Here is a 17187-nt window from a genome sequence, read left to right as displayed (position 1 = left end):
CACCTTTACCAATTATCAATTATTTATCTATATTTGCACTCCTTTTTGAGAAACACTCGATAGCGTAAAGACATGAGCGATTTAATTAAATTCGTAGAAGAAGAAAATAAAGCAGCTAAAGCAAATCATCCTGCTTTCAGTGCTGGAGATACAGTAAACGTACACTACAAGATCAAGGAAGGTAACAAAGAGCGTATCCAGCAGTTTCAGGGTACTGTACTTCAGATCAGAAATGTAGGATCTACAGGTGAAACTTTCACCGTTAGAAAAATTTCAAGCGGTATCGGTGTGGAGAGAATTTTCCCTATCCTTTCTCCCAATATTGACAAGATCGAATTGGTAAGAAAAGGAAAAGTAAGAAGAGCTCGTTTGTTCTACCTGAGAGGCAGAAAAGGAAAAGCTGCAAGAATCAAAGAGAAACTTTAATTTCTCATTCAAAATATTCATGAAGCCAACTTTACTCGTAAAGTTGGCTTTTTGTTTTTACACCTGTCGGTTTTCTGCTTCGCACCACTGACGATTTGGCAGAATATTGATTTAATTTGCCCCGCTATCAGGTAAGCGTATGGTTTTTGTCTATCATTCCTGACTATGAAGATTTCATTTCATAAATACCAAGGCACCGGCAACGATTTCGTGATGATCGACGATCGCAATGAAACCTTCCCGGCAGAGAACACCGCTTTGATCTCCTTTCTTTGCGACAGGAGAATGGGCGTGGGTGCTGATGGCGTTATTCTCATCCAAAACCATCCCGAGCACGACTTTCGGATGATTTATTTCAACCCGGATGGCAGCAAAAGCCTCTGCGGCAATGGCAGCAGGTGTGCCATTGCCTTTGCCAAAACCCTGGGCATCATTGGGAACCAAACCGTCTTTGAGACTACTGATGGTGTTCATGATGCTTTCATCGAAGGAGAAATCGTTCATTTTCACCTGCATGACGTAGGTCAGGCAGCTAAACAGGATAGTGACTGGTTCATCAATACAGGATCTCCACACCATGTTCGGTTGGTTACAGACCTGGATCAAATGGATATCATCCAGCCGGGACGGGAAATACGATACAGCAAACACTATGAGCCTGCTGGCACCAATGTCAATTTCGTGGAAACCACCCCAGAGGGTATCAGGGTACGCACTTATGAGCGGGGTGTGGAAAATGAAACCTTGTCGTGTGGCACTGGCGTCACTGCCTGTGCGCTGGTGGCCGGAATGATCGATTACCAAAGTCCTGTGAAAATTGAAACAAAAGGTGGAAGCCTTACCGTTTCATTCACAAAAACGGAAGCCAAATCCTTTCAGGATATTTATCTTGCCGGACCCGCCAAAAAAGTATTTGAAGGCATCGTGGAAGTGCCTATTTGATTGAATTCCGCTTAACTTTAGACCCAATATTAAGAATATACATACATGTTAGATTTAGTCACTAAGGGATTAACGAAGGTTTTTGGAACCAAAGCCGATAAGGACATAAAAGCTGTGACTCCATACGTTGAGAAAATCAACAAGGAATTCGAGCAACTCAGGGATATTTCCGATGATGCACTCAGAGGCAGAACAGCCGAGCTGAAGAGCATTATCGCTGAAAAACTAAAGCACGTGGATGACGAACTCAAGTCATTACACGATAAAGTAGAGTCTGATCCTCAGTTGGACATACTGGAAAAAGAACAAATCTTCGAGCAGATCGACAACCTGGAATCCAAAAGGGATGAAGAATTAGAAGACATCCTTTTGGAAATCCTTCCACAAGCCTTTGGGGTGGTGAAAGAGACCGCTCGGAGGCTGACAGAGAACAAACAACTGGTGGTGACCGCCACCATGATGGATAAAGAACTGGCGGCCAATAAAGAGCACATCAAGATAGATGGAGACAAAGCCATCTGGGCCAATAAATGGAAAGCCGCAGGCACAGACGTGGAGTGGAACATGATTCACTACAATGTGCAGCTGATTGGTGGTATTGTATTGCATCAGGGCAAAGTAGCCGAAATGGCCACTGGTGAGGGCAAGACCCTTGTGGCTACCCTTCCCGCCTACCTCAACGCCCTGGCAGGTCGTGGAGTGCATGTGGTAACCGTGAATGACTACCTGGCCAAGCGAGATGCGGAGTGGAATGCGCCACTTTTCCAGTTTCATGGCTTGAAAATTGACTGCATCGACAGACATCAGCCTAACTCTCCTGAGCGTAGACAGGCCTACCAGGCAGACATCATCTACGGTACAAATAACGAATTTGGCTTTGACTATCTCCGTGACAACATGGCCCGCAGCCCCGAGGAGCTGGTGCAGGGTAAGCATCATTTTGCCATGGTGGATGAAGTGGATTCTGTCCTGATCGATGAGGCAAGAACCCCATTGATCATTTCGGGTCCCATCCCTAAAGGAGACGAACACGAGTTCTATGAACTAAAGCCGCGGATCAATAAGCTCGTAGAAGCTCAAAAGAAACTGGTATCTGAGTATTTCAATCAGGCCAAAAAACTCATCAAAGAAGGCAAAGAATCGGAAGGTGGATTGCCACTTTTCAGAGCCTACAGAGGATTGCCCAAGTACAAGCCGTTGATCAAATTCCTCAGCGAAACCGGTATCAGGGCCATTCTTCAGAAAACAGAAAACTTCTACCTTCAGGACAATCAGAAAATGATGCCCGAGGCGGATGAGCCTTTGTACTTCACCATTGATGAGAAGCACAATAGCATAGACCTTACTGAAAACGGAATCGACCTGATCACCGGATCAGGTGAGGACCCTACTTTCTTCATTCTACCGGACATTGGAGATGAAGTAGCCAAGCTGGAAAATGATACCGAGCTGGATGAGAGCGAAAAGCTGAAGCGCAAAGAGGTGGTCATACAGGACTACAGCATCAAAGCACAGCGTATACACAGTATCAATCAGCTTCTGAGGGCTTACTGTCTATACGAAAAAGATACCGAATACATCGTGGTTGATGGCAAGGTGAAGATCGTGGATGAGCAGACTGGTCGTGTAATGGATGGCCGCCGGTATTCTGACGGGCTCCACATGGCCATAGAGGCCAAGGAAAACGTGAAGGTGGAAGACGCCACCCAGACCTACGCCACCATTACTCTGCAAAATTACTTCAGGATGTACCACAAGCTGGCTGGTATGACCGGTACAGCGGAAACTGAGGCCGGAGAGCTTTGGGACATCTACAAGCTGGACGTAATTGTGATCCCTACCAACAGACCGATTGTCCGCGATGACCGGAATGATAAGGTTTATAAGTCTATCCGTGAGAAGTTCAATGCCGTGGTAGACGAAATAGTGGAGCTGAGAGGAATGGGCCGACCGATACTGGTAGGTACCACATCCGTGGAAATTTCCGAAGTACTCAGCCGGATGCTCAAGATCAAAAACATTGATCATCAGGTACTTAACGCCAAGCAGCACGCACGCGAGGCAGACATTGTGGCGGAAGCAGGAAAGCCCGGAACGGTAACCATTGCTACCAACATGGCCGGTAGAGGTACGGACATTAAGCTTACCCCGGAAGCCAAAGCTGCAGGTGGACTGGCCATTATCGGTACAGAGAGACATGAGTCTCGCCGTGTGGACAGGCAATTGCGTGGTAGAGCTGGCCGACAGGGTGATCCCGGATCTTCCCAGTTTTACGTCAGTCTGGAAGACAACCTCATGCGTTTATTTATGAGTGACAGAGTGGCTAAAATCATGGACCGGTTAGGCTTGCAGGAAGGCGAAGTGATTCAGCACAGCATGATCACCAAGTCCATCGAGCGGGCGCAAAAAAAGGTGGAGGAAAACAACTTTGCCACCAGAAAGCGACTGCTGGAATATGATGATGTAATGAACTCTCAGCGTGAGGTCATTTATAAGCGCAGAAAAAATGCACTCTATGGTGAGCGACTGGAGCTCGATATCAACAACATGCTCTTCGATACCTGTGAGGATATCGCACTCAATGCTAAAGCCGACAACAACCTGGATGGATTAAAACTCAATGCCATCAGTGTATTGGGACTGGACTTTCACATCACACAGGAAGAGCTCACCAAGTACATGGAGCATGAGCTGACCGATAAACTTTACACAGCAGCCAAAGAGCACTACAAGAATAAAAATGCTTTCACTGCCTCGAGGGCCTTCCCACTGCTGAAGCAGATCCACAAGGAAAAGGGAGCTACCGTTCAGAACATTCTCGTGCCTTTCTCCGACGGAAAAAAACAGATAGGTGTCACTGCGCATCTGGAAAAATCTGTGGAGACCGAAGGCGTGGAGATGATCCGGGCCATGGAAAAAATGATTACCCTGGCCATCATTGATCAGACCTGGAAGGAGCACCTGAGAGAAATGGACGATCTGAAACAGTCGGTTCAAAATGCCGTCTACGAGCAGAAAGACCCATTGATCATTTACAAGTTTGAAGGCTTCGAGCTTTTCAAATCGTTTCTTGGAAAAGTAAATGAAGAGTGTACTTCCTTCCTGATGAAGGCGCAGATTCCGATTCAAGACCCTAATCAGGTGCAGGAAGCGAGAGATCAGCGTGCCACCCGCAACTACAAGGAGTCCAAAGAAGAAAGCGGATCGCTGCTCAACAGAGGACAGGCCAACCGACCACCAGCAGAGAAGGTGGAACCGGCCAAATCCGTGAAAATAGCGGGACGAAATGACCGGGTCACTGTACAATATGGAGATGGCTCGGTAAAAAAGGACGTCAAATACAAAACAGTAGAAGAAGATCTAAAAAACAACAAATGCATACTCATCGAGTCGTAATCGGTCTGTTGTTGATAGGCCTCGTCGGGTGTAAAACTTCCTCTGTTCCCTCATCGTCAGAGGAAGTGTACAAAGAAGATCTGGCCTATCTGCGCCCTTCGCTCAGTGAAGAAATAGCTGAAGTACCCGAACCGGAAACACCCAAGCTCAACAATACCTTGCCTACCGGGCATCTGAAAACCGAGCTGGACAGTGTGAATCAAATCATTATCAACAATAATCGCGCTCAGCGCTACGTGGATGGGTACACCATCCAGATATATACTGGAAACGACCGGGAGGCGGCTACAGAGGCCATGAACAAGGCCATGTCCATCGATCCGCAATTGGACCCGCAAATACAGTACTACCAGCCCAGTTACAAGGTAAAGGCCGGTCAATACATCAACAGGCTGGAAGCCCATGAAGTCTTCGAAAGACTCAAAGTCGAATTTCCCCTTGCATTGCTCATCCCAGAAAGAATCCGTGTAGACTATGACTGAGACCATTGCCAAAATCAAATCCCTTTCCGAAGCGTACTTTTCTGACATCCAGGCCATTCGGCATCACCTTCACAGTCATCCCGAGCTCTCTTTTCAGGAGTTTGAGACTGCTGACTTTATAGAGGCAGAATTAAGGAAAATGGGTATTACGGACTTTGAACGCAAAGCCGAAACCGGTATCACCTTCATGCTGAAAGGGCGTGAAGACAATGGAAAAGTGGTAGCGATGAGGGCGGACATAGACGCCCTGCCTATCATAGAGGCCAATGAAGTGTCTTACAAATCTCAAAATGAAGGAGTCATGCATGCCTGTGGACATGATGTTCACACTTCCTCCTTGTTGGGAGCTGTTCGCATCCTGAAGGAACTGAAGGACCACTACAGTGGTACGGTCAAGGTAATCTTCCAACCCGGAGAAGAAAAACTGCCCGGGGGAGCCTCTGTCCTGATCAAAGAGGGAATCCTGGAAAACCCAAAGCCCGACAGAATACTTGGACAGCATGTAATGCCGCTCATTCCTGCCGGTAAAGTAGGTTTCAGAAAAGGCATGTACATGGCCAGTGCTGACGAGATCTACTTCACCGTAACTGGAAAAGGCGGGCATGCAGCCATGCCGGAAAACACCGTAGACCCGGTACTCATCACCAGTCACATCATTGTGGCGCTACAGCAGATCATCAGCAGAAACTGTAGCCCAAAAATCCCAAGTGTCCTTTCCTTCGGGAGGGTGGAAGCACTGGGCGCTACCAATGTGATCCCAAACGAAGTAAAGGTGGAAGGAACTTTCCGCACTTATGATGAGGAATGGAGAGCTGAGGCGCATGTGCGAATGAAAAAAATGGCTGAAGGCATCGCAGAATCTATGGGTGCCCAATGTGACTTTCAGGTCATGAAGGGCTATCCACACCTCAAGAATCACCCTGAGTATACTCAGGCCAACATAGAGGCTGCTAAAGCTTATATGGGGGATGAAAACGTGGAAGAGATTGATCTCTGGCTGGCAGGAGAAGACTTTGCTTTTTACTCACACCATGTAGATGCCTGCTTTTACCGGCTGGGTACCCGCAATGAAGCCAAAGGGATCACCTCAGGTGTACATACCCCCACGTTCGATATTGATGAATCTGCGCTCAAAACAGGCATGGGCCTGTTTGCCTGGCTCACTATCGCTGAGCTGAATGCCTGAGTCCGGGATACGCTAAAGTGCCAGCTCCATTTGAACCCTAAAGCGAATATAATCATTGGTGGTATCCATGTAAGAAACGTCACTTTGGATCTTTAGGGAGTGTCCGACGATGTATTTAGAAAATCCCAAAGTATACTCTTCAGCCGCGCCAATGGAAGAATTGACACCTATTGGTTCCACTGTGGTATATCTTCCGGCAATCTCATAATTGGATTTAAATACATACCCTAAAGCCGTCACGAAACCCTTTCCATAACCAAATCCGGCCACCTCATCCGAGGAAGATCGATGAGCATATTCTGCGTTCCATGACAAACCCTGGTACTTGAATACCGCATCTACCAACCATGTAGAGAGGTCTGAATAGATAAAATTATTGTCAGTATCCATCAAAAATGAGCCCAGGTTACCTCGTGACCTTGGTGTATTTTTGTTGTAATCATAGGTCACTCCAATCGCCAGCTTTGGGCTTGGCTGTCTTTCTATATCCGCGCCTACGTAATCACCTTTTGACTTGAACAAGCCCATGGGCAAAACCTCCAGACGAGTAGTATACTGACGACCGTTGTCCGGGTTATCCACGACTACACCTCTACCCTCACCCATTGATATGGCGAACGCCTCCCTGAATACCACACCGGAACCCTGAACCGCACGCAGCTGCAACCCTATATCCCGGTCCAGGTTGAACCTTGAGTTGACCAAACTCCGATCCACAAACTGCATATTTTGAGAAGATACCACACGCTCTCTGTTTCCTGGTAGTTTGGTTTGGCCTACCCATAACTCAACACCAGGCGTAAACTCCCACTTTACCACTGCATCAAGGACGATATTAGCCGTGTGCCCTATTTCATCTACACCACCCGAACGAGTATCGCGATTGGAAATCCCTAACTCCATTTTGTATTTGATATTGGGTTTGAAGGCATAACCATCAAACTTCAGTCTGTATCTACGGATCAGCAACTGCTCATTCCAATTCCCGCTTTCCAGATACTTTTCTCCCTCATAGAGGGTTTGGAATCTTAAGCCCAGTTTTAAAGAAAAAGAAGAATCCTTAGCCTCTACCCTAATACCCTTACCCCAACTGGCATCAATAGGGATCTGAGCCTGTACATACTCCGAATAAAACAAACAAACTAAAAAAAATACAATCGTAAAAACACCGCGCATACTATACTTCTCTTTCAAATCAGGTCAAAAATAATTGGCAATATTAAAAAATCGTTAAATCAAACTTACCAAGAACATCCCGATAAGTTAATATTTGGTTAACATAGGAGTTGTACTTTTGCAATGTTTTTTACCCCAAACACAAAAACTATGGAATTTGGATTAATGGATGGACTGAACCTCTTGGGTTCCCTTGCCTTTTTTATCTACGGCATGAAGATCATGAGTGAAGCCATCCAAAGAGTGGCTGGCTCCAAAATGCGTCAAATTTTGAACTCGATGACGTCCAATCGCTTCAAAGGCGTCCTCACTGGCTTTCTCATCACCGGATTGGTGCAATCCTCCTCTGCCACCACAGTGCTGGTGGTCAGCTTTGTAAACGCCGGGTTACTTTCACTGGTAGAGTCTATCGGTGTGATCATGGGCGCCAATATCGGAACCACCGTTACTGCCTGGCTCATTTCCATTGTGGGTTTCAAGGTGAAAATCTCAGCCTACGCCCTGGTGATTATAGGTTTGGCCTTCCCATTGCTCTTTTTCAGCAAAGACCGAATCAAATCGTGGGGCGAAGTTTTCATTGGTTTTTCGCTGCTCTTCCTGGGACTGGCCTATCTCAAAGATGCTGTTCCGGATTTGAAATCAAACCCGGAAATTCTGGCTTTTCTCAGTCAGTATTCTGACCTGGGATTTCTCTCTATCATTTTATTTGTAGGAATAGGTACGCTACTGACGGTCATCGTTCAGTCTTCCAGTGCTGCCATGGCACTCACCCTGGTGATGGCCAACAATGGCTGGATTCCGCTGGAACTTGCAGCAGCCATGGTATTAGGTGAAAACATCGGGACAACCATCACCGCTAACCTGGCAGCCATTGTAGGAAATGTACACGCCAAGCGAGCCGCATTTGCTCATTTTATTTTCAACGTCTTCGGAGTTACCTGGATCATCCTCGTGATGGGACCATTTTTGGGACTCATATCCAGCTACATGCTTTATCAGACCGGTCTTTCTCCAGAGACCAATCCAGAGTCAGTGCCTATCGCACTCTCACTTTTCCATACCTGTTTCAACGTATTAAATACTATTTTCCTGTTGGGATTTGTGAAGAGCATTGCAAAAATCTGTACCCGGGTGATTAAGCCAAAAGGAGATGATGCAGACGAATTCCGATTGGAGTACATCGGCACAGGGCTGCTCAATACGGCGGAGCTTTCACTGGAAGAAGCACAAAAAGAGACCGTAGCCTTCGGTAAAGTCATTGTGAAAATGTCGAATACCGCGAAGGATTTGCTCTCTGAGCCAAAAGAGAAAAAGCAGAAAAAGCTCATCAAAAAGATGAGAAAATTCGAAGAAATCACCGACCAGTTGGAAGAAGAGATTTCAAAATACCTGGCCCGTGTATCTGACGGAAGTCTGAGTTCTGCCACCTCTACCAGAGTGGTGAGCCTCCTGAGTATCATCAACGACATGGAAAGAATTGGTGATGTGTTCTTCCAGATGTCTAAGGATTTCGAAAACAAGCAAAATGACAAAGTTGGTTTTACTAAAAAGCAGAAAGCCAATCTCTTTGAAATGTTTGCCCTGGTGGATGAGGCGATACACAATATGGTTGCCAACCTCAGCAGTAACTACTCACACGTCACACTTGACAAAGCCCTGGAGCTGGAACTTGCTATCGATAGTTTTAGAAATAAGCTCAGAAAAGAGCATATCCATCAAATGGAGAGTAAAAAGTATGACATCCAGGTGGGTGCCTTATACAAAGACCTCTTCCAGTCAATGGAGAAAGTGGGTGATCACGTCATCAACGTATCTGAGGCCATTACAGGAGAGTCTGAACGCAGCTTAAAAAGGCAGGAAGAATTTGTCAACTAAGTTCTACAATCTTTCGAAAAGCACACCATATCGTCCTCAGGACATGAAGACCTCCCAATCAATCAAGGGGATCACCAGTATATTACTGGCCATTTTCGGATTTTTCGTTTCCATTCACCTGCTGGGGCTTAGCTTCCAGGTGATTGGAAACGGTTTTTCGGAGTTCTTCGATATGGCCTTTGCCAATCCTGCCATTGGCTTGTTCATAGGCCTGCTGGGTACGGCTATCCTGCAAAGCAGCTCCACCACCACATCCATGGCAGTGGCAGCAGTGGCAGCAGGCTCCGTGTCCCTGGAGAATGCCATACCCGTGGTAATGGGCGCCAACATAGGCACCACACTCACCAGCACCATCGTCTCCATGAGCTATATGACCAAGACTGCCGAATTCAGAAAGGCGGTTTCGGCGGGTACAGTACACGATATATTCAATGTGCTCACCTGTGTCCTCCTCTTTCCGCTGGAGCTCCGCTATGGGCTTCTAAGCAGGCTCAGCACAGGCATTGCCTCTATGGTTCACACCCCCACGGCGGTGGACACGCTCCCGAGTAAATTATCCATTTATCACTGGCTCGACATTGGAGGCAATCTCTTGATCAATTGGTTTGGCCCCTTTGTACTGTTGATTGCGTCCGTAGTACTGCTGTTTTATATCGTCAAGAAAATTTCGAATATCCTTTACGATAAGCTCATTGGCAATGCCCAAAGTAAGTTTGAGTCTATTGCCTTTCAAAATACTTTCAAATCGTTTGGGTGGGGATTTCTGCTCACCTCCGTGATACAAAGCAGCTCACTCACTACTTCGCTCATTGTGCCACTGGCTGCTACCGGCAAAGTGAAGCTGAAGCGAGCCTTTCAGTTCATCATGGGAGCCAACCTGGGCACCACCATCACCGCCCTGCTAGCCGCCCTGTTTAAAAGTGAAGCAGCCATCAGCTTAGCCATCGCTCATTTTCTGTTCAACAGTATCGGGGTGCTGATTTTTCTGACTATTCCACTTTTCAGCAGGATCCCGCTCTATTTGTCGGACAAGCTGGGTGCTATCTCCCTCAAATATAAGGTGACCGCATTCGCGTATATTCTGGTTGTCTTTTTCCTGCTTCCGTTTACCCTCATTTATTTTAGTAAAAGCAGAAACATGGCGGCTTACGAGCACAAGGTGCCTTCTATAGAACTTACATCAAATAAATAGTTCTTTAAACATTTAGGTGTAAAGCGATATTATATATTTGTCTTACGCATCCAAAATCACCTACGACATGTCTGTAATCAATAAGCTGGTGGATAAATTGTCTGAGTATATCCGGCTCAAGGGAGAAAAGCTGAAGCTGGAAATCATCGCTCAGGTGGCCAAGCTGTTAGCACATTTTGTGGCCTTTCTTACCATAGCTATCATCGGACTATTCCTGCTGATCTTTCTTTCCATGGCCCTCAGTGCCTATCTCAATATGATTCTGGACAGCCCACACCTTGGCTATCTGATCGTGGCAGGTTTTTACCTGGTCATGTTACTGATCATTTTCTTCCTGCTCAGATCCAACAAAATTCAGAAATGGCTGGAGGCCCTGTTTGTCAATTTGAGTGAAACCATCGCCGAACAAAATGAAGAATAAACGATCCGGAATCTGGATGAAGAAGAAATCATCGCTGGAAGCCAAAGAATCACGGCTAAAGGATGAGTTGGAGGAAGCTTCCGAAAACTTTGAATCACAGGTGAAGAAGGTAGTGATCATCTCCTTAATCTCCGGTGGCGTAGTACTTGCCGGATACACCCTGTTCAGGGCCCTTACTAAAGAGGAAAAACTAGCTGACCCGCCGACACCAGCCAAAAAAGCTGTGGCCAAACCTCAACAGATCAAGGTAGACCAAGGGTTTAGTGTGAAAAAGCTGTTGATGGAAAAAGTCACTCTGGCTGCCATACAATTTGTAGGCACCCAACTGGCGATGATACTCTCTAAAAAAATGGGAGGTCAAACCGAAGTGAAAAAAAATTCTAAACGTTAATCAGAGATTCTCTTCTTCTCATCTTACCGGCAGGTATGCCAAACATCATTTTGAAGCGGCGACAAAAATAGGCAGTGTCTTTATAACCCACTTCTTTACCGATCTCCCTGATACTCATTTTAGAAGTGCGTAGCAAGTTGACGGCCTCCTCCATGCGTTGGTACTCTATGTAGTCCTGTGGATTGATGCCAGTTAGCATTTTAAAATACTGACCTACATAATCTTCAGACACATTGGCCACATTGGCCAGCACCTTATTGGAAAGATCCTCTCCCAGGTTTTCTTTGATGAAGGTAAAAATATCGATGAGGCGTGGATCCTTGAAGTAAGTACTGTTGGTGGCAAACTGCTCCACGAAGAGTCCCTGCTTCAGAATGTAGCGAATCAGCTCCACTACCAACTGCTCGGTCATCACCTTCACTATCCGGCCTTTGCCGGGTGAGTTGGAGGTTACCTCGGCGTTGATCCCTTTGATGAGCGACCTGATCTTGCCTGAGTCTACAATTTTGAAGGGGGGTATATCCAGAGAGGCAAAGAAGTTCACCGAATCAAATGCTTTGGCCTCAAATGACACGTAGCTATAACTGTCAGCTGCCTCCGCTTTCTCTATATAACTTTGGAAATAAAGCTCCTTATTGTTCAGAAAATCGTCTTTTGAAAGGCTAATGGGGTTATTGATGCCATAAGAAACAGTCACCTGCCGGCCTCCCGGCACAAAAAATACTTCGCCCTCTCCGCAAACCTCTTTTTCCTTCCCAAATCTAAGATGACCGGTGTTTACCAATACCAATGAGTTCTCTATGTCATAGTTATTCTCAATGGTCACTGGCTTCAAAATATTAATATTCTTAGCTTTAATAAAGCGAACCCCCAGTGATTCTATAATCTTATTGTAGTCTTCCACCAATCTTTATAATATAATTAAATGCGGATAATAGACGTTTATTATCTCAAATAATTGTATAAATCTAATATTAAAAATTGGAATAAGCCAAATTCCCGGTGAGGAACCACCGGGAATCAAATTATATTATTTCAATACATTTCTGGAAATGACAATTTTTTGAATTTCTGAGGTGCCTTCATAGATCTGCGTGATTTTGGCATCCCGCATGAAACGCTCCACATGATACTCCTTCACAAAGCCATACCCACCGTGTATTTGCACCGCTTCCACAGCATTCTCCATGGCTACCTGAGAGGCATATAACTTGGCCATGGCACTGGCCTGAGAATAGTCTTCTTTTCGGTCTTTCAGCATGGCAGCTTTCAGGCAGAGCAGACGAGCTGCCTCTACTTTTGTGGCCATGTCGGCTATTTTGAACTGGATGGCCTGGTGCTGTGCGATCTCTTTACCAAAAGCCTTTCGCTCCTTGGCATAGGCAATGGATCGCTCCAGAGAGCCCGCTGCTATGCCCAGGGCCTGAGAGGCAATCCCTATCCGGCCTCCATTGAGTGACTTCATGGCCAGGGTAAAGCCAAAGCCATCCTCACCAATCCTATTTTCCTTTGGCACCTTCACATCTGTAAACATGAGTGAGTGCGTATCTGAGCCCCTGATGCCCAGTTTATCTTCTTTTTTGCCCACCACAAAGCCTTCATAATCCCGCTCCACAATCAGGCAATTGATCCCTTTGTGCTTCTTCTCAGGATCAGTCTGGGCCATCACCAGGTAGACGGAAGCCGAATTGCCATTGGTAATCCAGTTTTTAGTCCCATTCAGCAGGTAGTGATCTCCCTTATCTTCAGCGGTCGTTCGCTGCGAAGTGGCATCTGATCCGGCCTCTGGTTCCGATAGACAAAATGCTCCGATCTGCTGTCCGCTGGCCAGCTTGGGCAGGTACTTCTGTTTTTGCTCCTCTGACCCAAAATGCTCCAGCCCCCAGCACACCAGGCTGTTGTTCACTGACATCACCACGGATGCCGAAGCATCCACCTTGGAGATCTCCTCCATGGCCAGCACATAGGACACGGTGTCCATACCGCCGCCACCATACTTTGGGTCCACCATCATCCCCATGAATCCCAACTCACCCATCATCTTGATCTGCTCTGCCGGAAACTGCTGGGCATTGTCCCGCTCTATGACGCCTGGCAAAAGTTCTTTCTCTGCAAAATCTCTGGCAGCCGCCCGAACTGCTAGCTGCTCTTCAGTTAGGTTAAAATTCATGGTCTGTTGTTTTTTAAGTATTTGAGGTTAATGTTGTTCTATAGGTTCGACAAAAATAAGAAATTTTGTTATGCATGCATAACATTTGGAATCAAAAAAAGCCTCTGTAAAAGAGGCTTTTTTGCAAATTTTATTCTGTAGTCAGTTAATCTCTACTGCCACCTAAGTAGATCATTACCCAGTAGAGCAAAGTGGCCAGTGCTGAAAGTGCCGCGATCACGTAGGTTTTTGCAGCTGTATCCAGTGCGTCTTTGGCCATTTTGTGCTCACCAGTATTCACGATGTTCCGATCCTGAATCCAGGCCAGGGCACGCTTGCTCGCATCAAATTCCACTGGCAGGGTGATGAAGGCGAAAAGGGTAAACACCCCATAACAGGCTATAATCACCAGAATGGCCAGATTGAACGGAATGATGGATGGCAAAAGGAATGCACCAAAGAACATCATCATGAAGACCACATTGATGATCTGACCACTGATGTTTTGGATGGGCACCATTGCCGACCTGAACTCCAAAAAGCTATAAGCTGTGGCATGCTGTACTGCGTGTCCACACTCGTGAGAAGCCACGGCAGCAGCAGCAGCTGACCTGCCGTTGTAAACGTCCGGGCTCAGGTTTACCGTCTTGTTGGTCGGGTTATAATGATCCGTGAGTTGTCCCTGGACAGACATCACTTTCACATCGTGAATCCCGTGATCAGCCAGCATCAGCTCAGCGATTTCACGACCCGTGAGTCCCGTGGACAGCGGAATCTTGGAGTACTTCTTAAACTTATTCTTCAGCCGGGTACTTACCACCAGGCTGGCAATCATAAATCCGATAATGATAATAAATAACATCTTCTTCTATTCGTTTGTACGCTTTATTTGTTCAATTATGCTCGTGGTAGAAAAGCCTTTCGTTAATTCAATCAGCTCCACTCTACCTCCTGTTCTCAATACGATATCTGACCCTGCGATGTTGCCTGTCTGATAGTCACTGCCCTTCACCAGAACGTCTGGTAGCACCTCGCCGATCAGGGAGGCCGGCGTATCTTCATCAAAGATCACCACTGCATCCACAAATTCCAATGCTGCCAGCATTCTGGAGCGGATATTTTCATTATTCAATGGTCTGTCCGGTCCCTTGATTTTTTTCACGGAGGTGTCCGAATTAAGGCCCACAATCAGCCGATCCCCGAAGCGACGAGCCTTCTCCAGGCCATCGATGTGCCCCAGGTGGAGCAGATCAAAACACCCATTGGTGAAAACTATCTGCTGCCGATCTTCACGCCACTGCTCCACAAGGGCAGGTAGCTCACTTCTGTTGACGATCTTCCGTGCTGTCTGGTTCATTTGCCTTTTTGATAAAAAACGATGCCAGGAGGGCTATCCCCCCAAAGATGGCTGTCGCCACGATCTGCGAGGTATGAAGCAGCGTAGCCAGAAACACCCCGGTAGTCTTTTCTACAGAATACAATACCAGCATGGCACTAACAAAGGCATGGTAGGTGCCAATGCCTCCTTGCACCGGCACTGCCAGCGCGATACCCCCCGTCACCAAAAGCATGATCCCCGCCACCCAGGATAGGTGGGCTGTTTCAGGAATGGAAAACACGATGATATAGGACATGAAGTAATAAGTGACCCAAAGCACAATAGTCGATAGCACAAACCCCCAACGGTTTTTCACATCTCTCAGGGAAAGGATGCCACGAATCAGATTATTGGTGAACAATCGGATTTTCTCATTCTTCACGTACAGTACATAGCCAATAATCAATACCGAAGCACCACCAACCACCACAATCATCCCTGCTTTCCACATCAATCCTTCTACATCCTGAAGCCCGGAAAAAATATGTGTGAGGAACTCGATCAGCCGATCGTACTCCAACACCAGTGTCAGTAAAATCAATGCAATTAAAGTGAGCAGATCGATGATCCGCTCTGTAATCACAGTCCCCAGCGAGGTGGACACAGGTACATCATCGCTCCGCTTCATCATTCCGCAGCGGGTCACTTCTCCCAGTCTGGGAAAAGCCAGGTTGGCGAGATAGCCCACCAACACTGCCAGATTCGTTTTATGGACATTTAGATTGGGGTATCCCAAAGGTTTTAGGAGGATATTCCATCTATAAGCTCTGGCATAATAAGCCACCAGAGAGAGCAGAATGGAGATGATCACCCAGGTGTAATTGACCTGCTTTGATTTCTCTATGAATTCGGAGAAATCCACATTTCTGAACGCCAGATAAAGTAGCGCCAGTGCCAGCCCCAATGAAAATGTATATTTGAATACCGAAGTGGCTTTTTTAATCATTCAACAGCGCTTTCAGCTTGTGAGTCTGTTTTTTTCGTCCGGGAAAATGACGACCGGTGTATGCGCTTTAGCTTTTTCCTTTTCCACTGAGCAGTATGAAATGATGATGACAATGTCCCCTACCTGAGCTTTTCGGGCTGCGGGACCGTTCAGACAAATTTGCCCGCTGCCACGCTCCCCTTTTATCACATAGGTCTCCAATCGCTCTCCATTGTTGATGTTCACGATTTGCACCTTCTCGTTCTCCACCAGATCAGCGGCATCCATGAGGTCTTCATCTATGGTAATAGAGCCTACATAATGGAGCTCAGCCTGGGTGATTTTCACCCTGTGTATCTTGGATTTTAATACTTCTATTGTCATCTCAGCTTCAATCTTGCCGCAAATATAGGTTATCAATTAATCTTATGCCTTCTACGTAGCCAGCAACACATAACGCCACCGGCTGAGAATGGTTTTCAGTGATCTCCGAAAGGTCATCGGGATCTACGAGCTCTACGTATTCGGCTTCCAATCCCGTTTGTCCCTTATAGAAATCATTTATGGCCGTTTTAGTTTCATTTGGGGATCTCCCTTGCTCCCAAAGGCTCTTGCCCATCACCAAACCCTCATGAAGTTTGCTGGCAATTTCCAACCCCTCAGGAGTGAGTCGCTTGTTTCGGGAAGACATGGCCAGGCCGGATGGCTCCCGAACAATGGGCAGGCCGATGACCTCCACAGGAAAAGACAAATCCGCCACCATTCTCCTGATGAGCAAAAACTGCTGCAAGTCCTTCAGTCCGAAGTAGGCACGGTGGGCATTGGTATGGTGAAAAAGCTTGGATACGACCACTCCCACTCCTGAAAAATGTCCGGGGCGAAAGGCGCCTTCCATTACATGGGCCATTCGGCCAAAATCTACCTGCACCTCAGGAGAAGTGGGATACATGTGCTCCACTTCCGGGGTGTAGACCAGGTCCACACCCAGTTTTTCGAGCTGCCCCAGATCGTCCGAGAGGGTTCGGGGATAATTGGTAAGATCCTGAGAATTGTTAAACTGAAGGGGGTTGACAAATATGCTGACCACCAAAAAATCATTGGACGCTCTGGCCTGCCGAACCAGTGAGAAATGACCCTGATGGAGTGCCCCCATGGTGGGAACCAAACCGATTTTTTTACCGTTGGATTTTAAATCTTCCGTGTATCTAAAAATGTCATTGGGGTGCTTAATGACCTCCATCAAACCAA

General features: G+C 46.7%; 17 protein-coding genes. 9 read left to right on the top strand and 8 right to left on the bottom strand.

Annotated elements, in window-relative coordinates; translation table 11 throughout:
• Positions 1–72: 72 nt before the first annotated feature.
• The 5 genes from rplS to GV030_RS14320 all read left to right on the top strand — a co-directional run bounded on the left by rplS (position 73) and on the right by GV030_RS14320 (position 6432).
• Positions 73–426 (top strand): 50S ribosomal protein L19, encoded by a 354-nt coding sequence (gene rplS, locus GV030_RS14340; protein WP_159583186.1) that lies wholly within the window; start codon positions 73–75, stop codon positions 424–426.
• A gap of 165 nt (positions 427–591) precedes the next feature.
• Positions 592–1368 (top strand): diaminopimelate epimerase, encoded by a 777-nt coding sequence (gene dapF, locus GV030_RS14335; RefSeq protein ID WP_159583184.1) that lies wholly within the window; start codon positions 592–594, stop codon positions 1366–1368.
• Between the two features lie 45 nt (positions 1369–1413).
• Positions 1414–4764, top strand: a complete 3351-nt coding sequence (gene secA / locus GV030_RS14330) for a preprotein translocase subunit SecA (RefSeq protein WP_159583182.1) — start codon at positions 1414–1416, stop codon at positions 4762–4764.
• A complete protein-coding gene (locus GV030_RS14325) occupies positions 4743–5246 on the top strand; it encodes an SPOR domain-containing protein (RefSeq protein WP_159583180.1) in 504 nt (167 codons plus the stop codon). Before secA ends, GV030_RS14325 begins: the two co-directional genes overlap by 22 nt.
• The gene (locus GV030_RS14320) at positions 5239–6432 is read left to right on the top strand and encodes a M20 family metallopeptidase (RefSeq protein WP_159583178.1); all 1194 of its coding nucleotides are present in this window, start codon (positions 5239–5241) and stop codon (positions 6430–6432) included. Before GV030_RS14325 ends, GV030_RS14320 begins: the two co-directional genes overlap by 8 nt.
• Positions 6433–6444: 12 nt before the next feature.
• On the opposite strand, the gene GV030_RS14315 is transcribed toward GV030_RS14320, so the two are convergent.
• Complete coding sequence (locus tag GV030_RS14315) at positions 6445–7626, bottom strand: porin (protein WP_159583176.1); 1182 nt, start codon at positions 7624–7626, stop codon at positions 6445–6447.
• Between the two features lie 132 nt (positions 7627–7758).
• Between GV030_RS14315 and GV030_RS14310 the strand changes: the two genes are divergently transcribed.
• The 4 genes from GV030_RS14310 (at position 7759) to GV030_RS14295 (ending at position 11487) form a co-directional block, all read left to right on the top strand.
• On the top strand, positions 7759–9483 hold the full coding sequence (locus tag GV030_RS14310) for a Na/Pi cotransporter family protein (RefSeq protein ID WP_159583174.1): 1725 nt from the start codon (positions 7759–7761) through the stop codon (positions 9481–9483).
• Entirely contained in the window at positions 9473–10675 is a 1203-nt protein-coding gene (locus GV030_RS14305; RefSeq protein ID WP_159583172.1) for a Na/Pi symporter, read from the top strand. The genes GV030_RS14310 and GV030_RS14305 overlap by 11 nt, the downstream gene beginning before the upstream one ends.
• Before the next feature lie 67 nt (positions 10676–10742).
• Positions 10743–11096 carry a phage holin family protein gene (locus GV030_RS14300; RefSeq protein ID WP_159583170.1) on the top strand — a complete coding sequence of 118 codons (354 nt, stop codon included), beginning with the start codon at positions 10743–10745 and terminating at the stop codon, positions 11094–11096.
• Entirely contained in the window at positions 11086–11487 is a 402-nt protein-coding gene (locus GV030_RS14295) for a hypothetical protein (RefSeq protein ID WP_159583168.1), read from the top strand. The genes GV030_RS14300 and GV030_RS14295 overlap by 11 nt, the downstream gene beginning before the upstream one ends.
• Here GV030_RS14295 and GV030_RS14290 read toward each other — a convergent pair.
• The 7 genes from GV030_RS14290 to panC form a co-directional block, all read right to left on the bottom strand.
• A complete protein-coding gene (locus tag GV030_RS14290) occupies positions 11477–12391 on the bottom strand; it encodes an AraC family transcriptional regulator (protein ID WP_159583166.1) in 915 nt (304 codons plus the stop codon). The two genes, GV030_RS14295 and GV030_RS14290, sit on opposite strands and share 11 nt — an antisense overlap.
• Before the next feature lie 126 nt (positions 12392–12517).
• Positions 12518–13657, bottom strand: a complete 1140-nt coding sequence (locus GV030_RS14285) for an acyl-CoA dehydrogenase (RefSeq protein WP_159583164.1) — start codon at positions 13655–13657, stop codon at positions 12518–12520.
• A 145-nt stretch (positions 13658–13802) separates the two neighbouring features.
• Positions 13803–14498 (bottom strand): zinc metallopeptidase, encoded by a 696-nt coding sequence (locus tag GV030_RS14280; RefSeq protein ID WP_159583162.1) that lies wholly within the window; start codon positions 14496–14498, stop codon positions 13803–13805.
• 6 nt (positions 14499–14504) lie between these two features.
• Positions 14505–14993, bottom strand: coding sequence for a D-glycero-beta-D-manno-heptose 1-phosphate adenylyltransferase (gene rfaE2 / locus GV030_RS14275; protein WP_159583160.1), 489 nt, complete (start codon positions 14991–14993; stop codon positions 14505–14507).
• The gene (locus GV030_RS14270) at positions 14956–15960 is read right to left on the bottom strand and encodes a lysylphosphatidylglycerol synthase transmembrane domain-containing protein (RefSeq protein ID WP_159583158.1); all 1005 of its coding nucleotides are present in this window, start codon (positions 15958–15960) and stop codon (positions 14956–14958) included. The genes rfaE2 and GV030_RS14270 overlap by 38 nt, the downstream gene beginning before the upstream one ends.
• Positions 15961–15972: 12 nt before the next feature.
• A complete protein-coding gene (gene panD, locus GV030_RS14265; RefSeq protein ID WP_159583156.1) occupies positions 15973–16323 on the bottom strand; it encodes an aspartate 1-decarboxylase in 351 nt (116 codons plus the stop codon).
• A gap of 7 nt (positions 16324–16330) precedes the next feature.
• Complete coding sequence (gene panC / locus GV030_RS14260; protein ID WP_159583155.1) at positions 16331–17179, bottom strand: pantoate--beta-alanine ligase; 849 nt, start codon at positions 17177–17179, stop codon at positions 16331–16333.
• Between the last annotated feature and the right edge of the window lie 8 nt (positions 17180–17187).

The organism is Marinoscillum sp. 108 (assembly GCF_902506655.1).
In the GTDB taxonomy this organism is placed as follows: domain Bacteria; phylum Bacteroidota; class Bacteroidia; order Cytophagales; family Cyclobacteriaceae; genus Marinoscillum; species Marinoscillum luteum.
This window is presented reverse-complemented; position numbering and strand designations above follow the sequence as displayed.

Coding starts and splice junctions, on each gene's coding strand:
- rplS (WP_159583186.1), top strand. CDS start 73: ATGAGCGATTTAATTAAATTCGTAGAAGAAGAAAATAAAGCAGCTAAA.
- dapF (WP_159583184.1), top strand. CDS start 592: ATGAAGATTTCATTTCATAAATACCAAGGCACCGGCAACGATTTCGTG.
- secA (WP_159583182.1), top strand. CDS start 1,414: ATGTTAGATTTAGTCACTAAGGGATTAACGAAGGTTTTTGGAACCAAA.
- GV030_RS14325 (WP_159583180.1), top strand. CDS start 4,743: ATGCATACTCATCGAGTCGTAATCGGTCTGTTGTTGATAGGCCTCGTC.
- GV030_RS14320 (WP_159583178.1), top strand. CDS start 5,239: ATGACTGAGACCATTGCCAAAATCAAATCCCTTTCCGAAGCGTACTTT.
- GV030_RS14310 (WP_159583174.1), top strand. CDS start 7,759: ATGGAATTTGGATTAATGGATGGACTGAACCTCTTGGGTTCCCTTGCC.
- GV030_RS14300 (WP_159583170.1), top strand. CDS start 10,743: ATGTCTGTAATCAATAAGCTGGTGGATAAATTGTCTGAGTATATCCGG.
- GV030_RS14295 (WP_159583168.1), top strand. CDS start 11,086: ATGAAGAATAAACGATCCGGAATCTGGATGAAGAAGAAATCATCGCTG.
- GV030_RS14285 (WP_159583164.1), bottom strand. CDS start 13,657: ATGAATTTTAACCTAACTGAAGAGCAGCTAGCAGTTCGGGCGGCTGCC.
- GV030_RS14280 (WP_159583162.1), bottom strand. CDS start 14,498: ATGTTATTTATTATCATTATCGGATTTATGATTGCCAGCCTGGTGGTA.
- rfaE2 (WP_159583160.1), bottom strand. CDS start 14,993: ATGAACCAGACAGCACGGAAGATCGTCAACAGAAGTGAGCTACCTGCC.
- GV030_RS14270 (WP_159583158.1), bottom strand. CDS start 15,960: ATGATTAAAAAAGCCACTTCGGTATTCAAATATACATTTTCATTGGGG.
- panD (WP_159583156.1), bottom strand. CDS start 16,323: ATGACAATAGAAGTATTAAAATCCAAGATACACAGGGTGAAAATCACC.
- panC (WP_159583155.1), bottom strand. CDS start 17,179: ATGGAGGTCATTAAGCACCCCAATGACATTTTTAGATACACGGAAGAT.